At 65.0% G+C, this 18,751-nt stretch carries 17 protein-coding genes; 8 read left to right on the plus strand and 9 right to left on the minus strand.

All coding sequences use genetic code 11. The features are described from left to right. Window positions 1–66 precede the first annotated feature (66 nt). From AC0L3X_RS28735 to ccmA, 5 genes are all read right to left on the minus strand, one after another. The gene (locus AC0L3X_RS28735) at window positions 67–660 is read right to left on the minus strand and encodes a DsbE family thiol:disulfide interchange protein (protein WP_354132387.1); all 594 of its coding nucleotides are present in this window, start codon (window positions 658–660) and stop codon (window positions 67–69) included. 10 nt (window positions 661–670) lie between these two features. Continuing rightward, complete coding sequence (gene ccmD, locus AC0L3X_RS28740; RefSeq protein ID WP_014490637.1) at window positions 671–856, minus strand: heme exporter protein CcmD; 186 nt, start codon at window positions 854–856, stop codon at window positions 671–673. Continuing rightward, the gene (locus tag AC0L3X_RS28745) at window positions 853–1,584 is read right to left on the minus strand and encodes a heme ABC transporter permease (RefSeq protein WP_354132413.1); all 732 of its coding nucleotides are present in this window, start codon (window positions 1,582–1,584) and stop codon (window positions 853–855) included. Before AC0L3X_RS28745 ends, ccmD begins: the two co-directional genes overlap by 4 nt. Window positions 1,585–1,675: 91 nt before the next feature. Continuing rightward, on the minus strand, window positions 1,676–2,401 hold the full coding sequence (gene ccmB / locus AC0L3X_RS28750) for a heme exporter protein CcmB (protein ID WP_473317032.1): 726 nt from the start codon (window positions 2,399–2,401) through the stop codon (window positions 1,676–1,678). Next, a complete protein-coding gene (gene ccmA, locus AC0L3X_RS28755; RefSeq protein ID WP_354132414.1) occupies window positions 2,398–3,000 on the minus strand; it encodes a heme ABC exporter ATP-binding protein CcmA in 603 nt (200 codons plus the stop codon). Before ccmA ends, ccmB begins: the two co-directional genes overlap by 4 nt. A 243-nt stretch (window positions 3,001–3,243) precedes the next feature. Here ccmA and acnA point away from each other — a divergent pair, with 243 nt between their 5' ends. The 3 genes from acnA (at window position 3,244) to AC0L3X_RS28770 (ending at window position 7,943) form a co-directional block, all read left to right on the plus strand. Continuing rightward, window positions 3,244–5,964 carry an aconitate hydratase AcnA gene (gene acnA, locus AC0L3X_RS28760; protein WP_354132388.1) on the plus strand — a complete coding sequence of 907 codons (2,721 nt, stop codon included), beginning with the start codon at window positions 3,244–3,246 and terminating at the stop codon, window positions 5,962–5,964. A gap of 217 nt (window positions 5,965–6,181) precedes the next feature. After that, window positions 6,182–6,958 carry a DUF1223 domain-containing protein gene (locus tag AC0L3X_RS28765; protein ID WP_063985992.1) on the plus strand — a complete coding sequence of 259 codons (777 nt, stop codon included), beginning with the start codon at window positions 6,182–6,184 and terminating at the stop codon, window positions 6,956–6,958. A gap of 613 nt (window positions 6,959–7,571) precedes the next feature. Next, window positions 7,572–7,943, plus strand: a complete 372-nt coding sequence (locus AC0L3X_RS28770) for a DUF2794 domain-containing protein (RefSeq protein WP_063980407.1) — start codon at window positions 7,572–7,574, stop codon at window positions 7,941–7,943. A 148-nt stretch (window positions 7,944–8,091) separates the two neighbouring features. On the opposite strand, the gene AC0L3X_RS28775 is transcribed toward AC0L3X_RS28770, so the two are convergent. From AC0L3X_RS28775 to AC0L3X_RS28790, 4 genes are all read right to left on the minus strand, one after another. Continuing rightward, window positions 8,092–8,619 carry a GNAT family N-acetyltransferase gene (locus AC0L3X_RS28775; RefSeq protein ID WP_354132390.1) on the minus strand — a complete coding sequence of 176 codons (528 nt, stop codon included), beginning with the start codon at window positions 8,617–8,619 and terminating at the stop codon, window positions 8,092–8,094. Between the two features lie 302 nt (window positions 8,620–8,921). After that, entirely contained in the window at window positions 8,922–9,713 is a 792-nt protein-coding gene (locus AC0L3X_RS28780) for a Bax inhibitor-1/YccA family protein (protein ID WP_014490629.1), read from the minus strand. 270 nt (window positions 9,714–9,983) lie between these two features. Next, the gene (locus AC0L3X_RS28785) at window positions 9,984–12,554 is read right to left on the minus strand and encodes an ABC transporter permease (RefSeq protein WP_354132391.1); all 2,571 of its coding nucleotides are present in this window, start codon (window positions 12,552–12,554) and stop codon (window positions 9,984–9,986) included. Next, window positions 12,551–13,273 (minus strand): ABC transporter ATP-binding protein, encoded by a 723-nt coding sequence (locus AC0L3X_RS28790; protein ID WP_071908649.1) that lies wholly within the window; start codon window positions 13,271–13,273, stop codon window positions 12,551–12,553. Before AC0L3X_RS28790 ends, AC0L3X_RS28785 begins: the two co-directional genes overlap by 4 nt. Window positions 13,274–13,328: 55 nt before the next feature. On the opposite strand from AC0L3X_RS28790, the gene AC0L3X_RS28795 reads away from it, so the two are divergent. From AC0L3X_RS28795 to sucC, 5 genes are all read left to right on the plus strand, one after another. After that, on the plus strand, window positions 13,329–13,964 hold the full coding sequence (locus AC0L3X_RS28795; RefSeq protein ID WP_166346762.1) for an arylesterase: 636 nt from the start codon (window positions 13,329–13,331) through the stop codon (window positions 13,962–13,964). Between the two features lie 174 nt (window positions 13,965–14,138). Next, on the plus strand, window positions 14,139–14,675 hold the full coding sequence (thpR, locus tag AC0L3X_RS28800; protein WP_354132392.1) for an RNA 2',3'-cyclic phosphodiesterase: 537 nt from the start codon (window positions 14,139–14,141) through the stop codon (window positions 14,673–14,675). A gap of 239 nt (window positions 14,676–14,914) precedes the next feature. After that, complete coding sequence (gene zapE / locus AC0L3X_RS28805) at window positions 14,915–16,099, plus strand: cell division protein ZapE (RefSeq protein ID WP_354132393.1); 1,185 nt, start codon at window positions 14,915–14,917, stop codon at window positions 16,097–16,099. Window positions 16,100–16,362: 263 nt separating this feature from the next. Continuing rightward, window positions 16,363–17,331: a malate dehydrogenase gene (mdh, locus tag AC0L3X_RS28810; RefSeq protein ID WP_063980412.1), complete on the plus strand. Its 969-nt coding sequence runs from the start codon at window positions 16,363–16,365 to the stop codon at window positions 17,329–17,331. A gap of 222 nt (window positions 17,332–17,553) precedes the next feature. Next, window positions 17,554–18,750 carry an ADP-forming succinate--CoA ligase subunit beta gene (gene sucC, locus AC0L3X_RS28815; RefSeq protein ID WP_135215827.1) on the plus strand — a complete coding sequence of 399 codons (1,197 nt, stop codon included), beginning with the start codon at window positions 17,554–17,556 and terminating at the stop codon, window positions 18,748–18,750. Window position 18,751 lies beyond the last annotated feature (1 nt).

Raw genomic sequence — 18,751 nt, forward strand, 5'->3', positions numbered from 1 at the left:
CCCGGTCAAGCCGGGGCATGACAGCGGTGCGTGGTGCTGGCCCCTGCGCTCGCGCGAGAGCGGAGCTCAGCTCCCCGCCTTCAACGCCTTCTCCATCTGCGGGAGCAGCACCGTCCGCAAATTGTCCGGCGTGATCGGTCCCACCAGCTTGTAGACGATGGTGCCTTCGCGCCCGACGACGAACGTCTCCGGCACGCCATAGACGCCCCATTCGATCGAGGCGCGGCCGTTGGCGTCCACGCCGACGCGGCCGAACGGGTTGCCGTAGCGGCCGAGGAAACGGCGCGCGTTGTCGGCCGCGTCCTTGTAGTTGATGCCGACGAGCTGGAAGCGTTTGTCCTTGGCGAGCTCGGTCAGGAGCGGCGCCTCGTCATGGCAGGGCACACACCAGGACGCCCAGACATTGACGAGGCTGACCTTGCCCTTGAACGCGGCGGGATCGAGGCCTGGCACCTGCGAATTGTCGGCCTGCAATCCCTCGAGCGGCGGCAGCGCGGTCTGCGGCGCCGGCCGGCCGATCAGCGCGGACGGAATCCGCGAGGGATCGCCGCTGCCGAGCCGGAACCAGAACAGCAGCGCCAGGGCGATGAAGGCAATCAGCGGCAGCACCATCAGGAAGGTGCGGCGCGGCGGCGGAGCGGACGTCGGTTGATCGCTCATGATTGATCTCTCATGGCGTGTCCGTTGCGCTGCGTCCGGAGCGGCGGGTGACGCCGCTGCGGTCGAGCTCGCGCAGGCGCTCGGTCTGGCTGCGATAGTCGAGCACGATCCAGCCGATCAGGATCACGACGACGAGCGCGGCCGCGGCATAGGACGTCACGATGAACGACGCGTAGGGACCAAGCGACATCGTCATGCGGCCTTCTGGCTCGCCTGCATCATCTGCAAGGAGCGGACGCGGCGGCGCAAGATCTCGTTGCGCATCGCCGCCAGGTGCAACGTGACGAACAGCAGCGTGAACGCGATGGCCATCAGCAGCAGCGGGATCAGGAACGATTTGTCGAGCGTCGAGCCGCCCATGCGCATCACCGACGCCGGCTGGTGCAGCGTGTTCCACCAATCGACCGAGAATTTGATGATGGGCAGGTTGATCGCGCCGACCAGCGTCAGCACGGCGGCGGCGCGCGCCGCGCGCGAGGGATCCTCGACCGCGCGCCACAGCGCCATCAGGCCGAGATACATCAGGAAGAGAATCAGCACCGAGGTCAGCCGCGCGTCCCATTCCCAATAGGTGCCCCACATCGGCCGACCCCACAGCGATCCCGTGAGCAGCGCGAGGAAGGTGAAGGCGGCGCCGATCGGCGCGGCGGCCTTGGCGGCGACGTCGGCGAGCGGATGTCGCCACACCAGCGTGCCCAATGAGGCGATGCTCATCACGCCCCAGACGAACATCGACAGCCAGGCGTTGGGCACGTGGATGAACATGATCTTCACCGTCGCGCCCTGCTGGTAGTCGTCGGGCGCGAGGGCAGACTGGTAGAGGCCGATGCTGAGCAGGATGACGGTCGCGGCCACAAGCCACGGCAACACCCGCGCCGTCAGCGCGAGGAACCGTGTCGGATTGGCGAGATCGATCAGCGTCATGGTATTCTGATAATCACAGGTCAGCACTCACGCAATCAGCATAAAAGCGCGCAGCGAAAGTTGATCGGGGTCAAGGGCAATCCAGTCCATCTCAATCGAGACCATGGCGCAGGCTCGCCGCTGCCGCGAAAGGCCCGATGACGAGGCTGACCAGCGACAGCGCGCACAGGATCGAGAACGGTGCGCCGAACGTCATGGGCCCGACGATCACGGCCTGCGAGGCCGCGACGCCGAAAATCAGCACCGGGATCGACAGCGGCAGCACCAGCACGGCCATCAACAGTCCGCCCCGGTGCAGCGTCACCGCCAGTGCCGCGCCGATCATGCCGGTGAAGGTCAGCGCCGGCGTACCGGCCAGGAGCGTCAGCGCCACCGCCCCGGTCGCGACCATGTCGAGGTTGAGCAGCAGGCCGAGCACCGGGGTTGCGACAATCAGTGGCAGGCCCGCGGCCAGCCAATGCGCCAGCGCCTTGGCGGCGCAGGCGAGTTCCAGCGGCGTCCGGCTCATCGTGATCAGGTCGAGCGAGCCGTCCTCGTGGTCGGCCATGAACAGCCGGTCCAGGGTGAGCAGGCTCGCCAGCAGCGCGCCGAGCCACAGGATCGCCGGCCCCAGCCGCGACAGCAGCGCCAGATCCGGCCCCACCGCGAACGGCATCAGGACGACGACGGTCAGGAAGAACAGCACGCCGATCAGCGCCCCGCCGCCGACGCGGAGCGCGATCCGGATATCCCGGCGGATGAGGGCGGACAAGAGGGGGGAGGGAACGGAGAGGGCGGAGCCCAGCCGCTTAGAAAGCTGAGGGTCCGTCGGAATCATGCCATTCCCCCAATCCTCAGCTCCCGCGAATCGATGCCGAGCGGCGCATGGGTCGCAGCCATGATCAAGCCGCCCCGGGCCAGATGCTCCCGCATCAGGCCCTCGAACATGCCCTGGCCGGCCACGTCCAGCGCCGTGGTCGGCTCGTCCAGCAGCCAGACCGGGCGGCGCACCGTCAGCAGCCGGGCCAGCGAGAGGCGGCGGCGCTGGCCGGCGGACAGGAAGGCGGCCGGCAAATGGGTGGCGTGATCGAGCCCGACGATGGCGAGGCTCTTGGCCGCATCACTGCGCTCGCCGCCCAGAAAATCAGCCCAGAATGACAGGTTTTCCGCCACGCTCAGCGCCGGCTTCAGGGCGTCGCGATGGCCGAGATAGTGGCACTGCTCCGGCAGCGTCAGCTCGGCGTCGCCGCCGGCGAGCGCGATTGTCCCGCCGGCCGGAATCAGCAGGCCCGCGATCAGCCGCAGCAGCGAGGTCTTGCCCGAGCCGTTGCGGCCCACGACCGCCACGGCCTCGCCCGAGACCGCCTCGAAATCGAGCCCGGAGAACACCTCGCGGCCGCCGCGCACGCAGACGACCCCGCGTCCGGACAGCTGCATCTTGCCTTGGTTCAATCCGCTCAAAGCCTGGCCTCAGGAAATCTTGGGGTAGCGCATGGGAATTTTTGGCTCGCGGATTGCTGCGGCACGTTTGTGGCTGTGGCGGCGCGGTTAGAAAGCTTCTATAAGCCCGGAACTACTTGATGCAGCAACTTAACCTGCCCCTGCAAGCGACCCAGCCGGACTCGCTGACGGTGTTAAAATACCCCTTGCCGGGTATAACTAACAATTGGGATTTCCTACATGACCTCGCTCGACAGCTTCAAATGCAAAAAGACCCTCAAGGTCGGCGCCAAGACCTATGTCTATTACAGCCTGCCCACGGCCGAGAAGAATGGTCTGAAGGGAATTTCGAAACTCCCCTATTCGATGAAGGTTCTGCTCGAGAACCTCCTGCGCAACGAGGACGGCCGCACGGTCAAGAAGGAAGACATCGTGGCGGTGTCGAAGTGGCTGCGCAAGAAGTCGCTGGAGCATGAGATCGCATTCCGCCCGGCCCGCGTGCTGATGCAGGATTTCACCGGCGTGCCGGCCGTGGTCGACCTCGCCGCGATGCGCAACGCGATGCAGAAGCTCGGCGGCGATGCCGAGAAGATCAATCCGCTGGTGCCGGTCGACCTCGTCATCGACCACTCCGTGATCGTGAATTTCTTCGGCGACAACAAGGCCTTCGGCAAGAACGTCACCGAGGAATACAAGCAGAACCAGGAGCGCTACGAGTTCCTGAAGTGGGGCCAGAAGGCGTTCTCGAACTTCTCGGTCGTGCCGCCCGGCACCGGCATCTGCCATCAGGTCAATCTCGAATATCTCTCCCAGACGGTCTGGACCAAGAAGGAGAAGATGACGGTCGGCAAGAAGACCGGCACCTTCGAGGTCGCCTATCCCGACTCGCTCGTCGGCACCGACTCCCACACCACCATGGTCAACGGTCTCGCCGTGCTCGGCTGGGGCGTCGGCGGCATCGAGGCGGAAGCCTGCATGCTCGGCCAGCCGCTGTCGATGCTGCTGCCCACCGTCGTCGGCTTCAAGCTGAAGGGCTCGATGAAGGAAGGCGTCACCGCGACCGACCTCGTGCTGACCGTGACGCAGATGCTGCGCAAGCTCGGCGTGGTCGGCAAGTTCGTCGAGTTCTTCGGTCCCGGCCTTGATCACCTGTCCGTCGCCGACAAGGCGACCATCGCCAACATGGCGCCGGAATATGGCGCGACCTGCGGCTTCTTCCCGGTCGACGCTGCTGCGCTCGATTACCTCAAGACCTCCGGCCGCGCTCCGGCGCGCGTCGCGCTGGTGCAGGCCTATGCCAAGGCGCAGGGCCTGTTCCGCACCGCCAAGTCGGCCGATCCGGTGTTCACGGAAACGCTGACCCTCGACCTCGGCGACGTCGTTCCCTCGATGGCCGGTCCGAAGCGTCCCGAAGGCCGCATCGCGCTGCCGTCGGTCGCCGAAGGCTTTTCGCTCGCGCTCGGCACCGAGTACAAGAAGACCGACGAGCCCGGGAAGCGCTTTGCCGTCGACGGCAAGAACTTCGAGATCGGTCATGGCGACGTCGTGATCGCCGCCATCACCTCCTGCACCAACACCTCGAATCCGAGCGTCTTGATCGGCGCCGGCCTGCTTGCGCGCAACGCTGCCGCCAAGGGCCTCAAGGCAAAACCGTGGGTGAAGACATCGCTCGCGCCGGGCAGCCAGGTGGTCGCGGCCTATCTCGCCGATTCCGGTCTGCAGGCTGATCTCGACAAGGTCGGCTTCAACCTGGTCGGCTTCGGCTGCACCACCTGCATCGGCAATTCCGGTCCGCTGCCCGAGGAGATCTCGAAGTCGATCAACGACAACGGCATCGTCGCGGCCGCCGTGCTCTCCGGCAACCGCAACTTCGAAGGCCGCGTCTCGCCGGACGTGCAGGCGAACTATCTGGCTTCGCCGCCGCTGGTCGTCGCCCACGCGCTCGCGGGCAGCGTCACCAAGAACCTCGCCGTCGAGCCGCTCGGTGAAGGCAAGGACGGCAAGCCGGTGTACCTCAAGGACATCTGGCCGACGACGAAGGAGATCAACGCCTTCATGAAGAAGTTCGTGACCGCGTCGATCTTCAAGAAGAAGTATGCCGACGTGTTCAAGGGCGACACCAACTGGCGCAAGATCAAGACGGTCGAGAGCGAGACCTATCGCTGGAACATGAGCTCGACCTATGTGCAGAACCCGCCCTATTTCGACGGCATGAAGAAGGAGCCGGAGCCGGTCACCGACATCATCGAGGCGCGCATCCTCGCCATGTTCGGCGACAAGATCACCACCGACCACATCTCGCCGGCCGGTTCGATCAAGCTCACCTCGCCCGCCGGCAAATATCTCAGCGAACACCAGGTGCGTCCGGCCGACTTCAACCAGTACGGCACGCGTCGCGGCAACCATGAAGTGATGATGCGCGGCACCTTCGCCAACATCCGCATCAAGAACTTCATGCTGAAGGGCGCTGACGGAAATATCCCGGAAGGCGGTCTCACCAAGCACTGGCCCGACGGCGAGCAGATGTCGATCTACGACGCCGCGATGAAGTACCAGCAGGAGCAGGTGCCGCTGGTGGTGTTCGCCGGTGCCGAATACGGCAACGGTTCCTCGCGCGACTGGGCTGCGAAGGGCACACGCTTGCTCGGCGTCCGCGCCGTGATCTGCCAGAGCTTCGAGCGCATCCACCGCTCCAACCTGGTCGGCATGGGCGTGCTGCCGCTGACCTTCGAAGAGGGCACCTCCTGGTCGTCGCTCGGCCTGAAGGGCGACGAGAAGGTCACGCTGCGCGGCCTGGTCGGCGACCTGAAGCCGCGTCAGAAGCTGACCGCGGAGATCGTCTCCGGCGACGGTTCGTTGCAGCGGGTTTCGCTGCTTTGCCGCATCGATACGCTGGACGAGCTCGATTACTACCGGAACGGCGGCATTCTGCACTACGTGCTGCGCAAGCTCGCGGCCTAAGCGCGAATTTGTGAACGGTGGCTCACCGCGACGTGAGTAGAAGGTTAAACGAGGGCGGCCTATCACAAGGCCGCCTTCGTGCGTTAGAACACGCGTCCGATGGTCCCGCCCGGCGGAAAACCTCGCCCTGGACGGTTGAATGTACGATGCCCGTAAGACTACGGTGACCATCAGGCGATAGGATCTTCCCCCACGCGTGCGAGGTGTGACGTTCAAAATGACTGCAATGATGGCTTCTAATCTGGTTTCGCGCTGGTCCGGTGCACTCTGGTCGGGAGCACTTGGTATCTGCGCCATCGTCGCCGTCATCCGTCCCGCCGAGGCTGATCCTCGCGCCGTAGTCGAGCTCTTCACATCGCAGGGCTGCTCCTCCTGCCCGCCCGCCGACCAGGTCATCGGCGATCTCTCCAACGACCCGTCGATCATCGCGCTGAGCATGCCGATCGACTATTGGGATTATCTCGGCTGGAAGGACACGCTTGCGGATTCGCGCTTCTCGGCGCGGCAGCGCGCCTATTCGCGCATGCGCGGCGACCGCGAGGTCTATACGCCGCAAGTCGTGGTCAACGGTTCGACGCATGTCATCGGCAGCGATCGCGCCGGCATCGAGAGCGCGATCGGCAAGACCGACAACGGCACAGGCGTAATGAGCGTGCCGGTGACGATGTCGCTTGCAGGCAAGCAGATCAACGTGTCGGTGGCGGCGAGCAAGGAGTCGGCGGTCTCGCACGGTGAGGTCTGGATCTGCTCGATCACGAAATCGGTGCCGATCGCAATCAGCCGCGGCGAAAATCGGGGACAGCAGATCACCTATCACAACGTCGTGCGCAACCTGCTCAAGGTCGGCGACTGGAACGGGCGTCCGGAAAGCTGGACGGTGCCGTTGGAAAATCTCACGCGCGACGGCGTCGACGGCGCTGTGGTCTATGTCCAGGACGGCAGCCGTGAGAAGCCGGGTGCGATGCTCGGCGCAGCATACACGTCGCTGCACTAGATCCGATTTCTCTCGCTAGTGTCGTACTCGCTCTAACTCCTCATGGTGAGGAGCGCGCCCTTGCGCGCGAGGCGGACGATGCTACGCATCGCCGCGAGAACCATGCAGGCGCGGCTGATGCGGCGCGGCCTTCCATCCTTCAAGACGCCGCCTCGCGGCTCCTCAGGATGAGGGGAGAGAGTTGTCTTCGCGTCAATCAGAGGGAAGTTGGTCGTGCCGGAAACATCTCGCCACAAACCAAAAAGGACCAACTTGCGTTGGCCCTCCTTGTCGCGCGTACAGACCCGATCCTGACGGCCCCGGGGGGCTGGGGGCTGAGGAATCCGGAACCGAAAGGACCGGGTCAACGCACACAGGTCTTTTCGCAATGCAGGGCGGCAGGCGCTTGGCGGAAAAGCGGCGATATCAAGATTCCTTCTAACGATCCCGTGACGGTTTGCCGCGACAGAATTCCACTCCTGCGTGTGCTCCGATTCGCACCTGATTCAATCAGTTGAGTGAAGAGCCCCTTGCGGCGGGGAACGGTTGGCGCGATCATGCAATTGTCATGATCCGCGGTTCCGGGGACGGTCCTTCGCGGATGCGATCATGCCGCGAGATGAGGAGGCGCTCGATGAGTCTGACGCCGGAGGATGCCGATCCGAGCGAGCAGCGCGCAGTGGCGCGCCCCACCGCTGCGAATGCCCAACCCAACCGGGTGACATTCAACCGGCTGGAACTGAACCGCATCCTCAACCTCTACGGCCGCATGGTCGCCGACGGCGAGTGGCGCGACTATGCCATCGACTTCCTGAAGGACCGCGCGGTGTTCTCGGTCTTCCGCCGCGCCTCGGAAGTGCCGATCTATCGCATCGAGAAGGACCCGCGGCTGGCGCGCAAGCAGGGCATGTACAGTGTGATCTCGGCGACCGGCCTGATCCTGCGCCGCGGCCACGAGCTCGAGCGCGTGCTGCTGGTGATCGATCGCAAGCTGGCGGTGGTTTAGCCTTACGGACGGTGCCGTAGTGTGGGCAAAGGCGCACCGCGCCCTGCCCACCATCTTTCCTCAATCGCCGGGCATCTGGGCACGCTTCCGCCTTACGCTCTCCGAGCTACGGCGGACAAGTCGCTTTGCCCACCCTACGAGACCGAGGTTATTTCGGCACCGTGCTCGCGCCCTCGCCGAGGTCGCGTTGCATCATCACCGTGTCGAGCCAGCGGCCGAATTTCAGGCCAACATTGGGATGCGTGCCGATCATCTTGAAGCCGCCGCGCGTGTGCACGCCGATCGAGCCGGCATTGGCGGAATCGCCGATCACCGCGATCATCTGGCGGAAGCCGCGCGCCTCGCATTCGGTGATCAGCCGCTCCAGCAGCAACGAGCCGATGCCGCGGCGGTGGAACGAGGGATCGAGATAGATCGAGTTCTCGACCGTGAAGCGGTAGGCCGGCCGCGGCCGGTAGGCGCCGGCATAGGCATAGCCGGCGACGCTACGATCGAGGATGGCGACGAAATAGGGATAGCCGCCGTCGATCAGCGCGCGGTAGCGGCGCGTCATCTCGGCGAGATCCGGCGGCGCCAGCTCGAATGTCGCGGTGCCCTCGCGGACGGCCTGCTTGTAGATGGCGGTGATGGCGGGAAGGTCGGCCTCAATGGCGGGCCTGATCTCAGGTGCGGACATGGCGGCGAGATTAGAGCCTTCCTGCGGTCACTGGAAGGGGCAACCCCGCTTCCCCATGCTCCGTCATTGCCAGCGCAGCAGCCCTCCAATCTTCTCCGCTGTCATGCCCCGCGCAGGCGGGGCATCCAGTACTCCGAGACAGCGCGGCTAGAACCGAGCCGCTGCGGCGTACTGGATCGCCCGCCCCAGTGCGCAATTGCGCACAAGGCGGGCGATGCCAGCGGGGGGCGTCGCGCATCCCGGCCCAAACAAAAACCCCGGCCTCTCGGCCGGGGTTCGTATCCGTTCCCTCGTCGAAGCGCTTAGTCGCGCTGGCCGAGGAGCTGCAGGAGCAGCGTGAACAGGTTGATGAAGTTCAGGTACAGCGACAGCGCGCCGGTGATGGCCGCACGCTCTGCGATGTCACCGCCGGCCGAGGCGTAGCCGTAGATGTAGTCGTTCTTCAGCCGCTGGGTATCCCAGGCGGTGAGGCCCGCGAACACCAGCACGCCCACCACCGAGACGATGAACTGCAGCATCGTGCTCGCCAGGAACAGGTTGACCAGGCTCGCGATGATGATGCCGATCAGGCCCATGAACAGGAACGAGCCCATCCCGGTCAGATCACGCTTGGTGGTGTAGCCGTAGAGGCTCAGTGCGCCAAACGTGGCCGCGGTGATGAAGAACACCCGCACGATCGAGGTGTGCGTGAACACCAGGAAGATCGAGGACAGCGAGATGCCCATCAGTGCCGCGAACACCCAGAACAGGATCTGCGCGGTCGAGGGGGCGAGACGGTTGATGCCCGCCGAGATCACGAACACCATCGCGAGTGGCGCGAGCATGAACAGCCACTTCAGGGGGCTGACGAACATCGCGTAGCCGAACGGCGTCAGGAACAGCTTGCCGACGCGGACGGCCTCCGGGGTCGGAACGTCGGTCACGGCGGCCATATAGACGCCGAGCGCGGCCAGGCCGGTGATGGCGAGGCCGATGCTCATGTAATTGTAGATGCGCAGCATATAGGCGCGCAGGCCGGCATCGACCGTCGCGGCGTCAACACGCCCGGCGGCCCTGCCGAAAGGAGAAGCGTAGTTACGGTCTAGGTCCGACATGGTCGAATTCCCGTTGGTTAGCCCGGTCCGGCATGAGGGTCGCCATGCCGCCGGTTCGTCAAATTCTATCTCGGATACCGATCTGTGCCGACTAAATTCTGGCTCATAATCGGGGGTCCGAACCCATTGGATATGTGGGAAACTAACACATTCGCTGCAACCGTCCACGCGCGGCTGAATGTCGCCCTCGCCCGCAATCCTGGCGAGCAGACGTGGTTAATCGCTGGAATCGTGCGATTCCGACATCGCGGGCTCGCCCGCTACCATTTGTCACAAATTCCGCAACACCGTGGCGGGCTTTTTGTTCAATGCCAGCAGCGTCCCGGCGAGCCCAAGTCCGACCGTGACGACCAGGGCCGCCGCGACCACGCCGGCCGCGCTGCCGGCCTGCCAGACGAAACTCAGCGTCATCAGCCGCGTCACGATCATCCAGGCCGCGATGCTGCCGGCGATCACGCCGAACACCGCGGTGGCAAGTCCGATCAGCAGGTATTCGAGGGCATAGGCGCCGAGCAGCCGCAGCCGGGTCGCGCCGAGGGTCTTGAGGATCACCGCGTCGTAGACCCGGTGGCGGTGGCCGGCGGCGAGCGCGCCGCCCAGCACCAGGATCGCCGAGATCAAGGTCACCGCGCTGGCGCCGCGGATCGCGAGCGCCAGATTGGTCACGACCGAGCCGACCGTCTCCATCACCTCGCGCACGCGCACGCTCGTCACCATCGGATAGGTGTCGGCGACTTGCCTGATGATCTTGCCGTCGCCGGCCGCAGTGCCGCCGGCCTCGGTGAGCGTCGCGATATGGGTGTGCGGCGCGCCCTTGAAGGCGTTGGGCGAGAACACCAGCACGAAATTGATGCCCATGCCCTGCCAGTCGATGGTGCGCAGATTGCCGATTTTGGCCGGGATGTCGCGGCCGAGCACGTTGACCACGATCTCGTCGCCGAGCTTGAGGCCGAGCCCGTCGGCGATCTTCTTCTCCATCGAGACCAGCAGCGGGCCGGAATAGTCGGCGCTCCACCATTCGCCCTCGACCACCTTGGAACCCTTCGGCAATTCGGCGGTATAGGTCAGGCCGCGGTCGCTTTGCAGCACCCATTCGGAATCGGTGGTGGGCTTGAGGTCCTCGGCACGCACCCCACGCGCGGCAACGATACGGCCGCGCAGCATCGGCACGTCCTCGACCTTTGCGCCCGGCGCGATCCGGCGCAGATAGCCGTCGAACTGCTCGGCCTGCGTGCTCGGGATGTCGATGAAGAAGAACGACGGCGCGTGCTCGGGGAGGGCCGCAAGGAACTGCCGGCGCAGATTGCCGTCGATCTGGGTGATGGTGACGAGCACGGCGAGCCCGAGCCCGAGCGACAGCACGACGGAGGGCGTCAGCGCGCCGGGCCGGTGGATGTTGGCGATCGCCAGCCGCAGCATCGGCAGGCGCGTGCGCGGCAGCCGGCGCGCGATTGTCATCAGCAGGGCGGCGATGCCGCGGAGCAGGGCGAACACGACGACGGAGGAGGCCACGAACACCGCGGCGATGCGCTTGTCGAAGGACAATCCGATCACGACCGCGATCAGCAGCGCGATCACGACGGCCATGAACACGACATAGCTCCAGCGCGGCCGGTGCCATTCGGAACTGATGGTGTCGCGGAACAGCGCGGCGACAGGCACGTCGTGCACCCGCCCGAGCGGCCACAGGCCGAAGGCGAGCGCCGTGAGCAGGCCGTAGACGAAGGACAGCGCGAGCTCGTCGGCATGTACGGCCGGCACCACCGGCAGCGGCAGCAGTTTTCCGAACAGGCCGACGATGGCGAACGGCATGGCGGCGCCGAGCGCAAGGCCGATCACCGAGCCAATTCCCGCCAGCAGGAGGACCTGCGCCAGATAGATACCGAACACGTCGCGGCCGGTGGCGCCGACCGCCTTGAAGGCCGCGATGACCTCGAGCCGGCGGTCGATATGGCTCTTGACGGCATTGGCGACGCCGACGCCGCCGACCAGGAGCGCGGCGAGTCCGACCAGCGTCAAGAATTGCGTGAAGCGGTTGATGTTGCGCTCGAGCTGCGGCGAGGCATTGGAGCGGCTGCGGATCTCCCAGCCGGCCTGCGGCGCGGCGTTGCGCGCGTCCGCGATGAAGGCGTCGGTGGCGCGCTCGCTGTTGGCGGTGTCAGGCAGCTTCACCCGGTACACCCAGCGCACCAGGCTGCCGGGCTGGATCAGGCCGGTGGCGCGCAGGCCCGCCTCGCTGATCAGGAAGCGCGGCCCGAAACCGATGCCGCCGGCGAGCTTGTCGGGCTCGGCTTCGACGGTGCTGCGGATCTGGAACGTCGCGCTTCCGATGGTGACGCGGTCGCCGGTCTTCAGCGACAGCCGCGCCAGCAGCGTCGGATCGGCGGCGGCACCGAACGCGCCGTCGCGCTCCGCGAGCAGGTCGGACGTCGGCAGCGGCGGCGCCAGCGTCAGCTGACCCAGCATCGGATAGGTGTCGTCGACCGCCTTCATCTCGACCAGCGCGAGCTGGCCGTCGGCGGAGCGCGCCATGCCGCGCAAGGTCGCGGCTGTCGAGACCGTGCCGCGCGAGCGCAGGAAGGAGACTTCCTCGGGCTTCGCCTCGCGCTGGAACAGCACGAAGGAGACGTCGCCGCCGAGCAACGTACGGCCCTCGCGCGCGAGACCGTCGCTCAGGCTCGCCGAGACCGAGCCGACGCCGGCGATGGCCATCACGCCGAGCGCGATGCAGGCGATGAAGACATAGAAGCCGCGCAGGCCTCCGCGCAATTCGCGCAGCGCGTAGCGCAGCGACAGCGCGACGCCGTTGGGTTTCGCGAACGGTTCGGCCGCGATGCTCATGCCGGCGCAGACTGGGTGTCGATGCGGCCGGAGCGCAGGCGGATCACGCGATCGCAGCGCTGTGCGAGCGAGGAATCGTGCGTGACCAGCACCAAGGTCATGCCGCGCTCGGCATGTTTGTTGAACAGAAGATCGACGATCTGCTTTCCGGTCGCCTCGTCGAGATTGCCGGTCGGCTCGTCCGCGACGAGGATGGCGGGATCGGGCGCCAGCGCGCGGGCGAGCGCGACGCGCTGCTGCTCGCCGCCGGACAGCTGCGTCGGATAGTGATGCAGGCGATCGCCGAGCCCGACCGATTGCAGCTCCTGCGCCGCGCGTCTTGCAGCGTCAGGGTTGCCGGCGAGTTCGAGCGGCACGGCGACGTTCTCGAGCGCCGTCATGGTCGGGATCAGATGGAAGGACTGGAAGACGATGCCGACCTGGCGGCCGCGGAAGCGGGCCAGCGCGTCCTCGTCGAGGGCATTGAAAGGCGTGCCTGACACCACCACCTCTCCGCTATCAGGACGCTCCAGCCCCGCCATCACCATCAGCAGCGTGGATTTGCCCGAGCCTGACGGGCCGATCAGGCCGATCGTCTCGCCCGAGGCGACCCGCAGGCTGATATCCTTGAGGATGTGAACGCGTGCCGCGCCCGTACCCAATGAAAGATTGACGTTGGAGATGGCGATGGTGTCCGGCGCGGTGCCGGCGAGCGAAGAGGTTTCGATGCGACTGTCCATGGTCCGGTCATATGGCAACTCCGCATACGCGGTCGAGAGGCGTTACGGATTCTTCATGCACATAGCCGTGTTGATGATCGCTTTGATGACGGCGGTTGATCCGGCATGGGCCGAAGCGGCAAAACCGGTCAAGCTGGTCGTTCTCGGCGATTCCCTGAGCGCCGGCCTCGGCCTCCCGGCCCAGGACGCATTCCCCACAAAACTTCAAAAAGCCTTGCAAGCCAAAGGCATAGCGGTCGACATGACCAATGCCGGGGTGTCCGGCGACACCTCGTCCGGCGGCCGTGACCGGCTCGACTGGTCGGTCCCGGACGGAACCGACGGCGTGATCGTCGAGCTCGGCGCCAACGACGCGCTGCGCGGCATCGACCCCGATTTGACGCGTACCGCGTTGACCGACATTGTCCAGCGATTGAAGGCACGCAAGATCGCGGTGATGCTGTGCGGCATGTTGGCGCCGCCGAATTACGGCGCGGAATACGCCGCGCGCTTCAATTCGATTTATCCGGATCTGGCGAAAAAATTCGACGTGCCGCTCTATCCGTTCTTCCTCGACGGCGTCGCGGCCGACGCCAAGCTCAACCAGGCCGACGGCATTCATCCGACCGCGGCCGGCGTCGACATCATCGTTAACAACATCATGCCCAGCGTGGAGGCATTTTTGCGCAACATAAGCGAGCAGCGCCGCTGAAAAGCGGGCAGCGCTAACCGTAATTCCCAGGGTTTTACCGGGGTGAGGCGCGCGATGCTTCGCAGAGTCACACAACTGCGATAGGAATCAGGGTACCGGTGATTCGTCGCCGGCTCTACAATTTGGATATGATCCTTCCCAGGGATCATGCCCAAGCATCGGGAGTGCGAAACGATGCCGCGTTTGTTCACAGGTCTGGAAATTCCGGCCGAGATCGGCCAGACGCTTTCCAATTTACGGGGCGGCCTTCCAGGCGCCCGCTGGGTCGATCCCGAAAATTATCATGTTACCCTGCGCTTCATCGGCGATATTGACGGCATGTCCGCCAACGAGATCGCATCGATGCTGTTTCGCGTTGATCGCAAGCCCTTCGAGGTGAAGGTGCAGGGGCTCACGAGTTTCGGTGGCCGCAAGCCGCGCGCGGTGGTCGCGACCATCGCGCCGAGCAAGCCGCTGATGGAATTGCAGGCCGAGCTCGAACGCATGATGCAGCGGATCGGCCTCGATCCTGAAGGCCGCAAGTTCACCCCGCATGTCACGCTGGCCCGGCTGCACGACGCGTCCGACCGCGACGTCGCCGACTATCTCTCGCTGCGCGGTTACTTCCCGAGCAAGGCGTTCCTGGCCGAACGTTTTGTCTTGTTCTCGTCCCGCGCATCGACCGGCGGCGGCCCCTATGTGGTCGAGGACGCCTACGAGCTGTGTGAGTGAGCTAGCTCTCGTGCCCCGGACGCGGCGCAGCGCCATCAGCGCGTTTACGCGCGTCTTCGACACGCTATGGGGTGCGCTGCTGAGCCGGGGCCCATCGCTCCACGATGGATGTACGAAATAGTGGGTCCCCGCTCTGCGCAGCGTCACTGCTTCCCGTAGCGCGTCCGGGACGCGGAACGCATACCCCGCCCACCAATTCACGGCTTGCAATTTCCGCGCATCTCTGGCGGTAAAGAGCCATGCTCTCCACCCCCAGTTCCTCATTCCGCGAGGCATACCAGGCCCAGATCGCGTCCGGCGCGATCGAGCCCGATGCTGCGCAGGCCGACATCGCCGAAGCCTATGCGGCGCTCGACCAGCGGCTCGCGAATTACAAGCCGCAGCGCAAGCAGGGCCTGCTCAGTCGTCTGTTCAGCGGCGACAAGGACGAGGCGCCGCGCGGGCTCTACGTCCATGGCGAAGTCGGCCGCGGCAAGACCATGCTGATGGATCTGTTCTTCCAGCACAGCACTGTCGAGCACAAGCGCCGCGCGCATTTCCACGAGTTCATGGCGGAAGCGCATGAGCGCATCTACGATTATCGCCAGGGCATCTCGCGCGGCGAGATCGCCGATGGCGACGTCATCACGCTGACCGCGAACGCGATCTTCGAGGAAAGCTGGCTGCTTTGCTTCGACGAATTCCACGTCACCGACATCGCGGACGCGATGATCCTCGGCCGCCTGTTCGCAAAGCTGTTCGAGCTCGGCACCGTGGTGGTCGCGACCTCCAACGTCGCGCCCGACGATCTCTACAAGGGCGGCCTGAACCGTTCGCTGTTCCTGCCCTTCATCAAGCAGATCACCGACCACATGGACGTGCTGCGGCTCGACGCGCGCACGGATTTCCGCCTGGAAAAGCTTCAGGGCGTGCCGATGTGGCTGACGCCGGCCGACGGCGACGCCGGCGCGGCCCTCGACCGCGCCTGGTTGAAAATGACCGGCGGCGCCAAATGCAAGTCGCGCGATATTTCGTTCAAGGGCCGCATCCTGCACGTGCCGTGCTCGGCCCATGGCGTGGCGCGGTTCGGATTTGCGGATCTCTGCGAGAAACCGCTCGGCGCGTCCGACTACCTCCGGCTCGCGCACGACTATCACACCATCCTGGTCGACCATATTCCAGTGATGGATTTTTCCCAGCGCAACGCCGCCAAGCGTTTCATCACGCTGATCGATACGCTCTATGACAATGCCGTGAAGCTGATGGCCTCGGCCGATGCCAATCCGATCTCGCTCTACCTCGCCCACGAGGGCAACGAGGCCATGGAGTTCAAGCGGACGGCGTCGCGCCTGATCGAGATGAGCTCGGAATCCTATCTGGCGCTGCCTCACGGCCGCAAGGATTCCACCGCCAGCGGCTCCACCAAGGGCCTGGTGGAGACTTAAGTCCTATTTGCCAGCGCTGTCATTCCGGGGCGTCGCGAAGCGACGAGCCCGGAATCCATACTCCCGCTGGTGGTTATGGATTCTCAGATGCGCAATTGCGCATCGTAGCACGCGACTTTCGTCGCGCCCCGGAATGACAGGGATGCGCTTCAATATTCGCCAAGCCCGACAATTGGGCATCCACCGACTTGAACGGGGGGAGCGAAAGGGATAACCACCCGTCTCAGTTTTCCCCTCCTTACGTGTCTAAAGGACAGGTTCACATGGCGCGCGACAAGATTGCTTTGATTGGCTCAGGTCAGATCGGCGGAACGCTGGCTCATCTCATCGGCCTGAAAGAACTGGGCGACGTGGTGATGTTCGACATCGCCGAGGGCGTGCCGCAGGGCAAGGCGCTCGACATTGCGCAGTCGTCGCCGGTCGACGGTTTTGACGCGCACTACACCGGCGCCAATTCGTACGAAGCCCTCGACAACGCAAAGGTCTGCATCGTCACCGCCGGCGTGCCGCGCAAGCCCGGCATGAGCCGCGACGATCTCCTCTCCATCAACCTCAAGGTCATGGAGCAGGTCGGCGCCGGCATCAAGAAATACGCCCCCGACGCCTTCGTCATCTGCATCACCAACCCGCTCGACGCGATGGTGTGGGCGCTGCAGAAGGCTTCGGGCCTGCCGCACAAGAAGGTCGTCGGCATGGCCGGCGTGCTGGATTCCTCGCGCTTCCGCTACTTCCTGGCCGACGAGTTCAACGTCTCGGTCGAGGACGTCACCGCCTTCGTGCTCGGCGGTCACGGCGACACCATGGTGCCGCTGGTGAAGTACTCCACCGTCGCCGGCATTCCGCTGCCCGACCTCGTCAAGATGGGCTGGACCTCGCAGGCGCGCCTCGACGAGATCGTCGACCGCACCCGCAACGGCGGCGCCGAGATCGTCAATCTGCTCAAGACCGGCTCGGCCTTCTACGCGCCTGCTGCTTCTGCGATCGCGATGGCCGAGAGCTATCTGCGGGACAAGAAGCGCGTGCTGGCCAGCGCCGCCTACCTCAACGGTGAATACGGCGTGAAGGACATGTATGTCGGTGTGCCCGTCGTGATCGGCGCCAAGGGTGTCGAGCGCGTCGTCGAGATCGAGCTCACCGGCAAGGACCGCGAGGCTTTCGACAAGTCGGTCGGCGCCGTACAGGGCCTGGTCGATGCCTGCAAGAAGATCGCACCCGATCTTCTCGGCCGCTAAGCGCAAAAATCCCCGCCGAAGACCGAAATCCGGTCTTCGGCGGTTTCACTTCCGGGGCCCGGCTGCAACTCTTGTTGAAGGCTTGGTGGGCGCCCGGTTCGGCAGTCCAGAGATCTCGATGTCAAAGAATCCGGGTTGCAGTTCCTGTGGTATATGGTATGCCAGCCACAAGACTGAGGTGGGCCCTAGAGGTCACCGCCCGCGGGTTCAGGGAGCGACCATATGAATATCCATGAATATCAGGCCAAAGCGCTGCTGAACGAGTTCGGCGTCGCGATCTCAAAGGGCGTCCCCGTCCTGAAGCCCGCGGACGCGGAAGCCGCCGCCAAGGCCCTCCCGGGTCCGGTCTGGGTGGTGAAGAGCCAGATCCACGCCGGCGGCCGCGGCAAGGGCAAGTTCAAGGAAGCCTCGGCCGGCGACAAGGGCGGCGTCCGTATCGCCAAGTCGGCCGCGGAGGTCACCGAATTTGCCAAGCAGATGCTGGGCGCGACCCTCGTGACGATCCAGACCGGCCCCGCCGGCAAGCAGGTCAACCGCCTCTACATCGAGGACGGCTCGGACATCGACAAGGAGTTCTATCTCTCGCTCCTGGTCGACCGCGAAACCTCGCGCGTCTCCTTCGTCGTCTCGACCGAAGGCGGCGTCAACATCGAGGACGTCGCGCACAACACCCCTGAGAAGATCGTCACCTTCTCGGTCGATCCCGCGACCGGCATCATGGGCCATCACGGCCGCACCGTCGCCAACGCGCTGAAACTCTCCGGTGATCTCGCCAAGCAGGCCGAGAAGCTCACCGCGCAGCTCTACACCGCCTTCGTCGCCAAGGACATGTCGATGCTGGAGATCAACCCGCTGGTCGTGACCAAGCAGGGCCAGCTCCGCGTGCTCGACGCCAAGGTGTCGTTCGACGACAATGCGCTGTTCCGTCATCCCGAGGTGCTCGCGCTGCGCGACGAGACCGAGGAAGACGCCAAGGAAATCGAGGCGTCGAAATACGACCTCAACTACGTCACCCTCGACGGCAACATCGGCTGCATGGTCAATGGCGCCGGCCTCGCGATGGCGACGATGGACATCATCAAGCTCTACGGCATGGCGCCGGCGAACTTCCTCGACGTCGGCGGCAGCGCCAGCAAGGAAAAGGTCGCGGCCGCCTTCAAGATCATCACCGCCGATCCCAACGTGAAGGGCATCCTGGTCAACATCTTCGGCGGGATCATGAAGTGCGACGTGATCGCCGAGGGCGTCACGGCCGCCGTGCGCGAGGTCGGCCTCAGCGTGCCGCTGGTGGTTCGCCTCGAAGGCACCAATGTCGAGCTCGGCAAGAAGATCATCCGTGAATCCGGCCTGAACGTGGTGCCGGCCGACAATCTCGACGACGCCGCGCAGAAGATCGTGAAGGCCGTCAAGGGAGGCTGAG

This window comes from Bradyrhizobium sp. MI1.7, assembly GCF_055811795.1.